The 13,785-nt window shown below is 38.5% G+C and carries 12 protein-coding genes; 3 read left to right on the forward strand and 9 right to left on the reverse strand.

Features of this window, described 5'->3' with window-relative positions:
• A partial coding sequence (locus tag E7480_08100) for a hypothetical protein (protein MBE6904551.1) occupies window positions 1–320 on the forward strand: 320 nt, incomplete at its 5' end.
• Window positions 321–361: 41 nt separating this feature from the next.
• On the opposite strand, the gene E7480_08105 is transcribed toward E7480_08100, so the two are convergent.
• From E7480_08105 to E7480_08115, 3 genes are all read right to left on the reverse strand, one after another.
• Window positions 362–1,525, reverse strand: a complete 1,164-nt coding sequence (locus E7480_08105) for a cation transporter (protein MBE6904552.1) — start codon at window positions 1,523–1,525, stop codon at window positions 362–364.
• A gap of 1 nt (window position 1,526) precedes the next feature.
• Window positions 1,527–1,988: a transcriptional regulator NrdR gene (nrdR, locus tag E7480_08110; GenBank protein MBE6904553.1), complete on the reverse strand. Its 462-nt coding sequence runs from the start codon at window positions 1,986–1,988 to the stop codon at window positions 1,527–1,529.
• Between the two features lie 171 nt (window positions 1,989–2,159).
• Window positions 2,160–2,372 carry a helix-turn-helix transcriptional regulator gene (locus E7480_08115; protein MBE6904554.1) on the reverse strand — a complete coding sequence of 71 codons (213 nt, stop codon included), beginning with the start codon at window positions 2,370–2,372 and terminating at the stop codon, window positions 2,160–2,162.
• A gap of 98 nt (window positions 2,373–2,470) precedes the next feature.
• On the opposite strand from E7480_08115, the gene E7480_08120 reads away from it, so the two are divergent.
• Window positions 2,471–2,902: a hypothetical protein gene (locus E7480_08120; protein ID MBE6904555.1), complete on the forward strand. Its 432-nt coding sequence runs from the start codon at window positions 2,471–2,473 to the stop codon at window positions 2,900–2,902.
• Window positions 2,903–3,021: 119 nt separating this feature from the next.
• Here the strand turns inward: E7480_08120 and E7480_08125 are convergent, their stop codons facing one another.
• The 6 genes from E7480_08125 to E7480_08150 all read right to left on the reverse strand — a co-directional run bounded on the left by E7480_08125 (window position 3,022) and on the right by E7480_08150 (window position 10,396).
• Window positions 3,022–3,720, reverse strand: coding sequence for a hypothetical protein (locus tag E7480_08125; protein MBE6904556.1), 699 nt, complete (start codon window positions 3,718–3,720; stop codon window positions 3,022–3,024).
• Window positions 3,721–3,767: 47 nt separating this feature from the next.
• Window positions 3,768–4,703 carry a hypothetical protein gene (locus E7480_08130; protein ID MBE6904557.1) on the reverse strand — a complete coding sequence of 312 codons (936 nt, stop codon included), beginning with the start codon at window positions 4,701–4,703 and terminating at the stop codon, window positions 3,768–3,770.
• Between the two features lie 425 nt (window positions 4,704–5,128).
• Window positions 5,129–6,139, reverse strand: a complete 1,011-nt coding sequence (gene gap, locus E7480_08135; GenBank protein MBE6904558.1) for a type I glyceraldehyde-3-phosphate dehydrogenase — start codon at window positions 6,137–6,139, stop codon at window positions 5,129–5,131.
• 170 nt (window positions 6,140–6,309) lie between these two features.
• Window positions 6,310–8,220, reverse strand: coding sequence for an ABC transporter ATP-binding protein (locus E7480_08140; protein MBE6904559.1), 1,911 nt, complete (start codon window positions 8,218–8,220; stop codon window positions 6,310–6,312).
• Window positions 8,210–9,946: an ABC transporter ATP-binding protein gene (locus E7480_08145; protein ID MBE6904560.1), complete on the reverse strand. Its 1,737-nt coding sequence runs from the start codon at window positions 9,944–9,946 to the stop codon at window positions 8,210–8,212. Before E7480_08145 ends, E7480_08140 begins: the two co-directional genes overlap by 11 nt.
• Before the next feature lie 15 nt (window positions 9,947–9,961).
• The gene (locus tag E7480_08150; GenBank protein MBE6904561.1) at window positions 9,962–10,396 is read right to left on the reverse strand and encodes a MarR family transcriptional regulator; all 435 of its coding nucleotides are present in this window, start codon (window positions 10,394–10,396) and stop codon (window positions 9,962–9,964) included.
• Between the two features lie 314 nt (window positions 10,397–10,710).
• On the opposite strand from E7480_08150, the gene E7480_08155 reads away from it, so the two are divergent.
• Window positions 10,711–13,341, forward strand: a complete 2,631-nt coding sequence (locus tag E7480_08155; GenBank protein ID MBE6904562.1) for a pyruvate, phosphate dikinase — start codon at window positions 10,711–10,713, stop codon at window positions 13,339–13,341.
• Window positions 13,342–13,785 lie beyond the last annotated feature (444 nt).

Raw genomic sequence — 13,785 nt, forward strand, 5'->3', positions numbered from 1 at the left:
AAAAGGGACAGTTTTCAGCTGAGCCTCAAAAGGAAGGTAAAAGAATCATTTCAAAAAATACTTCTAAAACAATACAACAGCTTATGATAAATACCGTTGAATACGGCTCAGGTGCAAGAGCAAAGCCCGACAGCGGCGGCGCAGGAGTTAAAACCGCAACTGCTCAGACAGGAAATCCCGAAAATTTAAACGGCTGGATTGCAGGCTTTTTCCCTGCCGAAAGCCCTAAATACGCTGTTGCTGTTTTAGTTGAAAAAGCAGTTTCGGGAGCAAGAAGCGCAGGACCTGTATTCAAATATATAGCCGATAAAATAGCATAGAAAAGGCTGTAAAAAACGAACGTTTTTTACAGCCCTGTTTATCATATAAAATTATTTTCTACTTTGATTACCGCACGGCATCTCGGGTCTTTTTTATAAAGGTCTTTTTCAAAGGTTTCCACTATTTCTTCACGCTTTTTTTGAGGCATATCACAGCTTACAACCAAGTCAAAAATTAAGTTTATGCGATTTTCTCCGTCAGTTATTCGAAAGTCGTGTATTGAAAAGCTTTCGTTTTGTAAGCTGAGAAGCTCAAGCACCATTTTTTTGAAGCTTTCACAGCGTTCACAGTTTACAGAAATCGGGTCCATATGAATTACGGCTTCTATTCCTGTTTCAGCTAAAATATTGCTTTCCAGTTTATCTATTTCCTCGTGCATTTTTATAACATCACAGTTATCAGGCACCTCTGCGTGCACAGAAGCAAAAATTCTTCCCGGTCCGTAATTATGAACTATCAAATCGTGTATTCCAACGATATTGGGATTTTGTTTTATCAGCGTATGCAGGCTTTCAACAGTTTCCTTTTCAGGAGGCTGACCCAAAAGAATGCTTATTGTTTCCTTAGCTATTTTTATTCCCGAAATTATAATAAGTATTGATACCGCAAGACCTATAATTCCGTCTATTTTCCAATTCAAAAAATAGCCTGCAACGGTGGATATGACAACTGCACTTGTTGATATAGCATCATTAAGACTGTCTGCCGCCGCTGCCTTAAGCATTTCGGAATTTATTTTCTTACCCATAAAGCGATTATATGAAAACATCCAAAGCTTTATTAAAACAGAGAAGGCTAAAAATATAACTGCTATAATATTAAAATCCACTGCTTGCGGATTGATTATTTTATCAAAGGATGTTTTTAAAAGCTCAACGCCAACAAGAATAATAATAAAAGAAACAAGCATAGAAGAAATATATTCAATTCTTCCGTGCCCGAAGGGATGCTCTTTATCGGGACGGCGGTTACTCATTTTTGCCCCTATTATCGAAATAACCGAAGAGCCACAGTCCGAAAGATTGTTAAAAGCATCGGAAATTACTGCTATACTTTTCATAAATGCGCCTATTGTCAGCTTAAGACAAAACAGCAAAAGATTGCAGATTATTCCCAAAGTTCCGCCTAAAACACCGTATTTTTCCCTTTTTACGCTTTCGCTCTCACTATCTTTAATAAATAATTTAATCAATAGCTTAATCATATTACTTTTTCCGTTCACCCAAAAGCTTATAAAGCTCATCCATAAAGGTATTGATATCCTTAAACTCACGGTAAACCGATGCAAAACGCACGTAGGCAACCTGGTCAATCTCTTTGAGCTTTTCCATAGCAAGCTCTCCTATTTTTTCGGTGGTTACCTCACCCTCAAGAGAGTTGCAAATTGTCTGCCTTATTTCTTCAACAGCGTTTTCAAGAGTTGACAAAGCAACAGGTCTTTTTTCGCAGGCTTTTACAAGACCCCTTAAAAGCTTGCCCGAATCGAAGCTTTGACGGGTTTTGTCCTTCTTTATAACTACTATCGGCACACTCTCTATCATTTCATATGTTGTAAATCTTCCGGTACATTTAAGGCACTCTCTTCTGCGCCTTATTTTTTCCCATTCATCTGTGGGACGGGAATCTATAACCTTGCTTTCATTATATCCGCAAAAAGGACATTTCATATACGCTACCTCATTTCTGGCATTGATTATCATTAATTAATAATGAATAATTATGGTTGAAAATCGCCTTGCGATTTTCTTATAATTCAATTATAAAATATTATACCATATTTCCAAAAAAAATGCAACTTTTCAAAAAAGCACCGCAGTTCAAAAACTGCGGCACAAAAATTATTTATAGGCCTTTGGATTATCTGTAACACCTGCAAGAAAATCTATACTTGTATCATAGAATTTTGCAAGCTTTATGAAAATATCAATAGGAACATTTAAATTTCCCAGCTCATAATCAGAATATGTTGTTTGGTGAATTTTTAAAATTTCAGCCATTTGTGCCTGTGTTAAATCCCTATCCTCTCGCATATCCCTTAATCTCTTAAACATCATAATCCCTCCATAGCTAAATTATGCCTTAAGGGAATATGCCTTATTGACTTTTAAGGGAAATTCCCTTAAATGGTTTGTGAAAGGGTGAATATATTATGCAAAGCTGTAGTTTTATAGGACATAAAAATTGTCCGAAAGAAATCAAGGGGCGTCTTTTATATGAAATAGAAAAACTCATTACAAATAAAGGTGTTAACAAATTTTATGTTGGTACACAGGGTGGATTTGATAAGTTGGTATATGAAACACTTTGTGAACTTGAGAAAAAATATGAAATAGATATAAATGTAGTTTTAGCTTATTTAAACCGAACCCCAAGCAACCAATATTACGACCTTGAAAAAACCATTTTTCCTGATGAATTAACTAAAACCCCTTTACCTTATGCTATTAGACTAAGAAACTCTTTTATGATTACTTATTTAAATGTACCGTTTTCCAATGCATATAAAAATGTCGAAGAGGCTATACGAAAGAAAAAGCAAGTAATCAATTTAGGAAATTTTGATATTGAAAGTATTATATAATATTTTAAAAAAGCACCGCAGTTCAAAAACTGCGGCGCAAAAATTATTTATATGCCATTATCTATAACACCTGCAATAAAATCTATACTTGTATCATAGAATTTTGCAAGCTTGATTTTCTAATTTCTAACCTCGTATTCTGTAGGCAAGCTTATCTTGGTTGTGCCAATCTGAGTGTAATCACTGCTTCCACCTCGAGAGTCTATTAAATACAGGCGAACCAATTTACCGTTTTCAAAATAAATCTTAATTTCAGCGTTTGATTGGTTATATATGTAAGCTTTTTCTTCTTCTGAAAAGGTTACATTATCATAATCATACGCAAGTGCAAAATAGCTTATGTCATATTTCAAGTTGTCAGTTGCATTCAACTTTTGGCCCTCCCAGTCGTCATCAGGGAACATAATACAGCCTGTATTACTGTCACAAGCATATACATCGACCTTATCGTCTTTACGGAAATAATAGTATTCTCTTTCGTAAGATATATTGTTTTCATAGTATAGATTCTCTTCCGGAACCTGCTTATAAATAGATTCTATACCGTTATCGGTAACTCTGTTGCAGGTATGGTTGCTTAATCTTTCAAGCAGCTTTTCTCCGTCTTCTCCGTATTCAAATGCCGTTTCCCATTGTTCCTTTGTAACTTGATAAGGAGAATCAACTGTATCCCCTTGCGATGAGCTATCCTCTCCGTTATTCATTTGCGCTTGTGATTGATTGCCTCCGTCAGCTTTATCTTGTGTTGTTTCGTTTCCGCAAGCAACCAGTAATAGCAACATAAGCAGGGCGATTGTCAGTGTTAGAAATTTTTTCATTTTCTTTTCCTCCAAATATAAAAATTATGTAATTAATTATAACAAAATCACTCGTTAACAGGACATTTAATCATATTATCGGGAAGCTTATTTGCCTGTCCAATGCTCAAATATTTGTTCGGTTTTCCATTCAGTTTTTTGTACTCCAGCTCTACTGCAAAATTTAATGTAGTGTCAATTCCGTGCGGTGTAAAGGAATAATAAGTTGTGTACTTACTGCCGCCGTTATAAACATATCCTAAAAGCTTGAACTTACCCGGATCCAATCCGTAAACATAAAAGGTAAATGTGTCGTTTTCTTTATTATAGCCATAGCGCCATTCCCCTATCTCTTTCATCTCATTTTTCAGGGTGTCATTAAAATCAATATTAAATCGCTCGGACAAAGCGGCAAATACGGTAGCAGATGCTACAGGCTTGTCTATATATTCGTCAAATGTACAAAGAGCATACTCAAGCAAGGAGCTTGCGTTTATATCGCCATAGTTATTCATAATGATCGTTACCAACGCCCAATCAAAGAACGAGTTAGTAATATCATTAGCGGTGCTGTTCTTCGTCTCGGATACAGAACAGACGGAGCAAGTACGTTTTTCTGTTCCGACTCTACCAACAAGAGCGCGATTTTCGACCTTCCAATTGCTCCAAGTATGTCCCGCCGCAGCAATTTTCTCGGTATAAGTATCACCGCAAGAGCAAGTGAAGGTCTTTACTCCATCTGTATTACAAGTAGCAGAGGTGGTCACTTTGGAATTATAGCTGTGGGTATGAAGCGCCTCTGTTCCAGTGGATTCGCTTGTTTGGGTAGTGTCTTCAACTGTTGTACTCTGTATACCGTCCTGCTCTCCGTCTGTGGAATTACCGGAGCTTTCTGTGATATCCGTTATTGTCCCCATACTTTCAGTGCTTTCATTATCTCTTCCGCAAGCTGTCAAGGCAAATAGCATAGACAAAATGAGGAGTAATGCAATACCTTTCTTCATTTTTTCTTCCTCCTAAATAAAAAAGTGTGTACAACCGAAGCTGCACACACCGAAAAACGCAAACCCCGATTGTTGTCACACAAAACTTAACAAGCATAGAGAAAACTCTACTCATTCGCCAAGTGGAATTTGCATTTTTACCAAATTCATTATTGACGAATAAGCATAAGAATAAACCCCTCTATAAAAATAGAGAGTTCTCTCACATTGCTCATTGATTAAATTTTGTGTGACACAGGTATTGTATCACAGTTCTTATTGTTTTGCAAGAAATTTCACAAAAACGACTTATTACAATAGCATTAATGCTTTATAAACAGCATCTTTGATAATGCATATCTCTTATCTTAAACTAAAAAATAACCGATAATATCAAAAAAGCACCGCAGTTCAAAAACTGCGGTGCGATTTAAAAACTCAGTAGATTATATTTCAGCGAAATATTTGATTGTTCTTACCATCTGGCTTGTGTAAGAATTCTCGTTGTCATACCAAGCAACTACCTGTACCTGATAAAGACCGTCGCCGATAGAAGTAACCATTGTCTGTGTAGCATCAAAAAGTGAACCGTATCTAATACCGATGATATCGGAGGAAACAAGCTCTTCCTCTGTATATCCGAAGGAATCTGAAGAAGCAGCCTTCATAGCAGCGTTGATGCCTTCTTTAGTTACGTTTTCGCCCTTAACAACAGCAACAAGAATTGTTGTTGAACCTGTGGGAACAGGAACTCTCTGTGCAGAACCGATAAGCTTACCGTTAAGCTCAGGGATAACAAGGCCGATAGCTTTAGCAGCACCTGTGGAGTTAGGAACAATGTTTGCTGCAGCAGCACGTGCTCTTCTGAGGTCGCCCTTTCTGTGAGGACCGTCAAGAACCATCTGGTCGCCTGTGTAAGCGTGAATTGTAGACATAATACCGCTCTGAATGGGAGCATAGCTGTTAAGAGCTGCTGCCATAGGAGCTAAGCAGTTTGTTGTGCAGGATGCTGCAGAAATAATTTTGTCATCAGCCTTAAGAGTTTTCTCGTTAACGCTGTAAACGATTGTGGGAAGGTCATTTCCTGCAGGAGCAGAAATAACTACTTTCTTAGCGCCTGCTGTGATATGAGCAGAAGCCTTTTCCTTAGATGTAAAGAAACCTGTGCACTCAAGAACAACGTCTACACCGATTTTTCCCCAAGGAAGATTTGCAGGGTCTTTCTCTGCAAGGATTTCAATTTTCTTTCCATCAACTGTGATAGAAGTCTCATCAGACTCAACTGTGTGACCGTCATAACGTCCTTGTGCTGTGTCATACTTTAAAAGATGAGCAAGCATTTTAGGGCTTGTAAGGTCATTTATAGCAACAACTTCATAACCCTCTGCTCCAAACATTTGTCTGAAAGCAAGACGGCCGATACGGCCAAAACCGTTAATAGCAACTTTTACACTCATTTTATTAATCCTCCAAATAACTTATTTGATATTATTTTATACTAAAATTCCAAATTATACAAGTAGCATTTGTTAAAAAAATGTCATTTTCCGTTATGAATTTAGTATACATTTCTTTTGATTTTTTAGCTATTGTTCACAAATCGCTGTTTTTCTTCATTTTAAAAAGATTATTCCAATTCAAAGGCTCCCGAATAAAGCTGATAGTATTTACCTTTTTCCGCTATAAGCATTTCGTGGCTTCCCCGCTCAATTATATGTCCCATATCAAGAACCATAATAACGTCGGAATTTTGTACCGTTGAAAGTCTGTGAGCAATTACAAATACCGTTCTGCCGTGCATAAGACTGTCCATACCCTTTTGAACTATTGCCTCTGTTCTTGTGTCAATGCTTGAGGTTGCTTCGTCAAGTATCATAACAGGCGGATTGAGTACCGCTGTTCTTGCGATAGATAAAAGCTGTCTTTGTCCCTGTGAAAGTCCCGAGCCGTCGCCCTTAAGCATTGTATTATAGCCTTCGGGAAGCATCTGTATAAAATCGTGTGCATTTGCTCTTTTTGCCGCTTCAATACATTCTTCGTCTGTAGCGTCGGGACGTCCGTAACGGATATTCTCCATTACTGTACCTGTGAAAAGATTTGTTTCCTGCAAAACCATTCCCAAAGACCTGCGCAAATCACTTTTCTTTATTTTATTTATATTTATTCCGTCGTATCTTATTTTGCCGTCTGCCAAATCGTAAAAACGGTTTATAAGGTTTGTTATTGTTGTTTTTCCTGCGCCCGTTGCTCCTACAAAGGCTACCTTTTGTCCCGGCTCAGCAAAAAGCGAAATATTGTGAAGCACTGTTTTTTCTTCGGTATATCCAAAGTCTACATCGAAAAATCTGACATCACCGTCAAGCTTTGTATAGGTTACGCTTCCGTCGGAATGGGGATGCTTCCAAGCCCATATTCCCGTTCTGCTTTGACTTTCTACAATCTCTCCATCTTTAAGCTGTGCATTTACAAGTGTTACGTAGCCCTCGTCCTTTTCAATTTCTTCGTCCATAAGAGCAAATATTCTTTTTGCACCTGCCAATGCCATAACAATAGCATTTATCTGCTGAGACACTTGGTTTATAGGCATAGAAAAGCTTTTGCTAAGCTGTAAAAATGCCGCTATTCCTCCTAAAGTAAGTCCGCCTATTCCGTTTATTGACAAAATACCGCCTACAATGGCAAGGAGTATATACTGCAAATGTCCTAAATTACCCATAATAGGCATAAAGATATTTGCAAATTTATTTGCCTGAGTTGCATTATAGCAAAGCTCTTCATTTTTCTTGTCAAAGATTTCTTTTGATTTTTCCTCGTAGCAAAAAACCTTTACAACCTTTTGACCGTTTATCATTTCTTCTATATATCCGTTGATATCACCTATTGACTTTTGCTGTTTAACAAAAAACTTTGCGCTTCTACCACCTACAAATCCTGCAACCTGCATCATTAAAAATACGAATATCAAAATACAGCCTGTAAGCCATACGCTTGTAAAAAGCATAGCAATAAACACCGATACAATGGTGATAATTGAAGAAAATGTATGGGGTAAGCCCTGTCCTATCAATTGACGCAGGGTATCTGTATCGTTGGTGTAATGGCTCATTATATCCCCGTGAGTATGAGTATCAAAATATTTGATAGGCAGCTTTTGCATATGGGTAAACATTTCGTCACGGATTTTTTTGAGAACACCCTGAGAGATAGTTACCATAATTCTATTGAATAAGAAGGTGGAAACAAGGCCTATCAAATAGATAAAGCCCATTATTAAAATAGCTCTCAACAAGTCTGTGAATACGGGGTTTGCCGAAAGAAGCAAGGGTTTGATATAATCGTCAATCAGAACCTGCAAAAACATAGAGCCTGCTACACCGGCAACAGAGCTTAAAATTATACATAAAAGCACAATCACAAAAAGAAGCTTATACTCTTTAAGATAAGAAAGAAGCCTTTTAAGTGTTGCCAAATCAGCTTTTTTAAAGCTTGCGGGAGGCGCTGTAGGTCTTCTTCCTCCGCCCATTCCTCTACCTTGCATTTAAGCTTCCTCCTTTCAACTGTGAATTGTATACCTCTTTGTATATTTCATTTGCCTCTAAAAGCTGTTGATGTGTTCCTACAGCATCTATTTTTCCGTTTTCTATTACTATTATTTTATCAGCCTTTTCCACTGAGGAAATTCTCTGAGCTATAATAATTTTTGTAGTGTCGGGTATCTCCTGCTCAAAGGCTTTTTGAATAAGCGCATCTGTTTTGGTGTCGACAGCACTTGTAGAGTCGTCCAGAATAAGAATTTTAGGCTTTTTCAAAAGAGCTCTGGCTATACAAAGACGCTGTTTTTGTCCACCCGAAACGTTTGTACCGCCCTGTTCTATATACGTGTCATATTTGTCGGGGAAGCTTTCTATAAATTCGTCTGCCTGAGCAAGCTGACACGCCTTTTTGATTTGCTCGTCTGTGGCGTTTTCATTTCCCCAGCGCAAATTTTCTTTTATGGTGCCTGAGAAAAGCACGTTTTTCTGAAGTACCATAGCAACTTCGTTTCTGAGAGCTTCAATGTCATATTTTCTGACATCTGTTCCGCCTACCAAAACCTCGCCCTCAAAAACATCGTAAAGTCTTGGAATAAGCTGAACAAGGCTTGTTTTAGAGCTTCCGGTACCACCTATAATTCCTACGGTTTCTCCCGACTTTATTTCAAGATTTATGTTTTTAAGGCAAAGCTTTTCTTTGCTTTTTGAATAGCTGAAGCTTACATTTTTGAAGCAGATATCTCCGTTTTCGACTTTTTCAACAGGATTTTCGGGATTTGTAATATCGCTTTTTTCATCGAGAATTTCCACAATTCTCTCTGCCGAAGCCTTTGAAATAATAATCATTACAAAGAACATCGAAAACATCATAAGACTCATAAGAATTTGCATTGTATAGGTTATAAGACTCATAAGCTGTCCCGTTGTCATTTGAGAATTTACAATCATTTTTGCGCCGAGCCAGCATATTAAAAGCATACAGGAATATACGCAAATCTGCATAAGCGGAGAGTTATAGGCAATAAGCTTTTCAGCCTTTGAAAAAAGCTTATATATTTCCTCTGAAACGTTTTTGAATTTCTTTTCCTCATAGTCCTCTCGCACAAAGGATTTTACTACTCTTATGCCTCTTAAATTTTCCTGAACTACTACATTTAATTTATCGTAAGTCTTAAACACCTTTTCAAAAATCGGGTGCGCATTTTTAATAATAAGATAAAGGCCTACCGCAAGAAAAGGAGTTACTCCTAAAAACACAAGGGAAAGCTTAGAGCTTATTCTGAATGCCATTATCATAGAAAATATAAACATAACAGGCGACCTTACAGCAACCCTTATAATCATCTGATATGCATTCTGAACATTTGTAACGTCGGTAGTAAGTCTTGTTATAATACTTGCTGTGGAGTATTTATCAATACTTGAAAAAGAAAAATTTTGCACGTTATAGTACATATCTTTTCTCAGATTTTTGGCAAAGCCTGCGCTTGCATAAGCGGCATATTTTCCAGACAATGCGCCGAACGCCAGCGAAATAATACACATAACTGCAAGAATACCGCCTATTTTCAATATATAATTGAAATCTCCTTTTTCTATACCGGAGTCAATAAGACTTGCCATTAAAAACGGAATAATTACCTCCATAAGCACCTCAAGGCTTACAAAGATCGGCGAAAGTATTGATGCCGTCTTATATTCCCTTATTGATTTTATCAGCCTCTTAATCATATGTTTTCCCCTTCATCAAAGTATGTTTTTCTTAATTTTATCTATAACAGAAAAAAATGTTTCCAGCTCTTGCTGAGATATATCTTTTTTTAATACGTTTTCCAAATTTTTAATTTCATTGACAATACCCGTATGAATTTCATAGGCTTTAGGAGTAAGCTTAAGCTTTTTAAGTCTTGCATCGTAATCAACAGACTCTCTGACTATAAGTCCGTTTTCTTCCATACGCTTTAAAATAGATGTGGCAGTGGACCTTCTTATAGAAAATTCTTTTTCAAGATCCTTTTGAAAAACATCTATCTCTTCACGCTCAATAAGATACCTTAAAACCCACCCGTGAGTGCCTGTAAGATTTTCAAGCTTTTTGCCGTATACTGAGCTGTCAAGCTTTCTTTTTATAAGGTTTGAAAGACATTTTACTTCTTTTCCCACAGCTTTATTGTGCAATATATCCTCTCCCTTACAATGTTTTGTTAGTTAACTAACATTGTATCAAATGTCATTTTTTTGTCAATACTCTCAGTGTAATATTCTTAGATTTTTAACACTTTTTTAAAAAGCTTAATTTATTACCAAAATTTGATTGTTCAACTCATTTAAAATAGATTGATTTTTATTACTTTTTTAGTTTAAATATATGAAAAAATATATTTTTTTAAAAAACATCTTCTTTTTTTCATTATTTTATGTTAAAATTGATTTTGAGTGAAAAAAGCTCTTAGTCGATTTTTCGATTAATTATATATTTTATGGAGGTTTAAAAAATGAGTCACAAGTATGTTTATCTGTTCTCAGAGGGCGACGCTTCTATGCGTGAGCTTCTCGGCGGTAAAGGCGCTAACCTTGCAGAAATGACCAAAATCGGTCTTCCTGTTCCTCAAGGTTTTACCGTTTCCACCGAAGCCTGCACTCAGTATTATGAGGATGGCAGAAAAATCAATGATGAAATCCAGGCACAGATCATGGAGTACATCGACAAAATGGAAGGCATTACCGGCAAGAAATTCGGCGATAAGGAAAATCCCCTTCTCGTTTCCGTTCGTTCCGGTGCGCGTGCATCCATGCCCGGTATGATGGACACCATTCTTAACCTTGGTCTTAATGAAGACGTTGTTGAAACTATGGCTGCAAAGTCAGGTAATGCACGTTGGGCTTACGACTGCTATCGTCGTTTTATCCAGATGTATTCTGACGTTGTTATGGAAGTTGGTAAGAAATATTTTGAAGAGCTTATCGACAAAATGAAGGAAGAAAAAGGCGTAACTCAGGACGTTGACCTTACTGCTGAAGACCTTAAGGAGCTTGCAAATCAGTTTAAGGCTGAATACAAATCTAAAATCGGCAGCGACTTCCCCTGCGATCCCAAAGAGCAACTTATGGGCGCTATTGAAGCTGTTTTCCGTTCATGGGATAACCCCCGTGCAAACGTTTACCGTCGTGACAACGATATTCCTTATTCCTGGGGTACCGCTGTTAACGTTCAGATGATGGCATTCGGTAACATGGGTGACAACTGTGGTACAGGTGTTGCATTTACCCGTGACCCTGCTACAGGCGAACCCGGTCTTATGGGCGAGTTCCTTACAAACGCACAAGGTGAAGACGTTGTTGCCGGCGTTCGTACTCCTATGCCCATCGCTGAAATGGCTAAAAAGTTCCCTGAAGCATTTGAAGAATTCAACAAGGTTTGCGCTATTCTTGAAGACCATTACCGTGATATGCAGGATATGGAATTTACCGTTGAAGACGGCAAACTATATATGCTTCAGACCCGTAACGGCAAGCGTACTGCTAAGGCAGCTTTAAAAATCGCTTGTGATCTCGTTGACGAGGGTATGATTGATAAAAAGCAAGCAGTTGCTATGATTGACCCCCGTAACCTTGATACTCTTCTCCATCCCCAGTTTGACCAGAAAGCTCTTAAGGCTTCTGTTCCTGCAGGTAAAGGACTTGGTGCTTCCCCCGGTGCTGCTTGCGGTAAAGTTGTTTTCACAGCTGAAGATGCTGAAAACTGGAACAACCGTGGCGAAAAGGTTATCCTTGTTCGTCTTGAAACCTCTCCTGAAGATATTACAGGTATGAAGGCTTCTCAGGGTATTCTTACCGTTCGTGGCGGTATGACCTCTCACGCAGCCGTTGTTGCTCGTGGTATGGGTACTTGCTGTGTATCCGGTTGCGGCGAAATCATTATGGATGAAGAAAACAAAAAGTTCACTCTTGCAGGCAAGACCTACAATGAGGGCGACTATATTTCTATTGACGGTTCTACCGGTAACATCTACGATGGCATCATCCCCACAGTTGATGCTGAAATCGCAGGTGAATTCGGCAGAATTATGGCTTGGGCTGATGAGTTCAGAACCCTTAAGGTTCGTACCAATGCTGATACTCCTGCTGACGCTAAGAAAGCAAGAGAGCTCGGCGCTGAAGGTATCGGTCTTTGCCGTACAGAGCATATGTTCTTCGAAGCTGAAAGAATTGCTGCTTTCCGTGAAATGATTTGCTCTGACACTGTTGAAGCTCGTGAAGCTGCTCTTGCTAAGATTCTTCCTTATCAGCAGAGCGACTTTGAAAAGCTTTATGAAGCACTTGAAGGTAACCCCGTTTGCATCCGTTTCCTCGATCCTCCTCTTCATGAGTTCGTTCCCACTGAAGAAGCTGACATCAAGGCTCTTGCTGATGCTCAGGGTAAAACCGTTCATGATATCAAGAATCTTATTTCTTCTCTCCACGAGTTCAACCCCATGATGGGTCACCGTGGCTGCCGTCTTGCAGTAACATATCCTGAAATTGCAAAGATGCAGACTTCTGCTGTTATCCGTGCAGCTATCAACGTTAAGAAGGCTCATCCCGATTGGACAATCGTTCCCGAAATTATGATTCCTTTAACCGGTGAAGTTAAAGAAATGAAGTTCGTTAAGAACGTTGTTGTTGAAACTGCTAATAAAGAAATCGCTGCTGCAGGTGTAGAGCTTAAGTACGAGGTTGGTACTATGATGGAAATTCCCCGTGCATGTCTTACTGCTGATGAAATTGCTAAGGAAGCTGAGTTCTTCTGCTTCGGTACAAACGACCTTACTCAGATGACCTTCGGCTTCAGCCGTGACGATGCAGGTAAATTCCTCTCCGCTTACTATGACAACAAGATTTACGAAAACGATCCCTTCGCAAAGCTTGACCAGACAGGTGTTGGTAAGCTTATGGATATGGCTGTTACCCTTGGTAAGAAGACTCGTCCTTCAATCCACTGCGGTATCTGTGGTGAGCACGGCGGAGACCCCGTTTCCGTTGAATTCTGCCACAAGATTGGCCTTGACTATGTATCCTGCTCTCCCTTCAGAGTACCGATAGCTCGCCTTGCTGCTGCACAGGCTGCTATTAGCGAAAAGCGCTAATCAAAAGTTAGCTTAAATAACGCTACATTTTAATAGTATTCGCCCACATTATCGAAAGATAGTGTGGGCGTTTCTTTTTTGGCTCTAATCCTTACTTTTTGTAGGGGTTAGAGCTTTTTTTATTTGTAGTCCATTCGTCTTGAATGGACTTTTTTTATTTTTTTCAAAAAAATTTTTTGAAACGTGCATATTTTTGCCCTTCTCACTGCCTACTCCTTGAGGGCAAGTTGAAATGTTCAGTTTGTCCAAGCACCTTGACAACTGAATATACATTCAACAAGTACATTCCTGAACGGAGTAGAAAACTCAGCCGAATGAAAGTACGCCAAGAACCACCTGCCCTTATGGGTTATCACGGAAAGCAAGGTGGGTAGCGATTCCGAACTATTCTGAAATATCCGATTGCTACGGATACGGCAATGAAACGTGTCAGGGACAATGATA

This window comes from Oscillospiraceae bacterium (genome assembly GCA_015067255.1).
Lineage (GTDB): Bacteria > Bacillota > Clostridia > Oscillospirales > SIG519 > SIG519.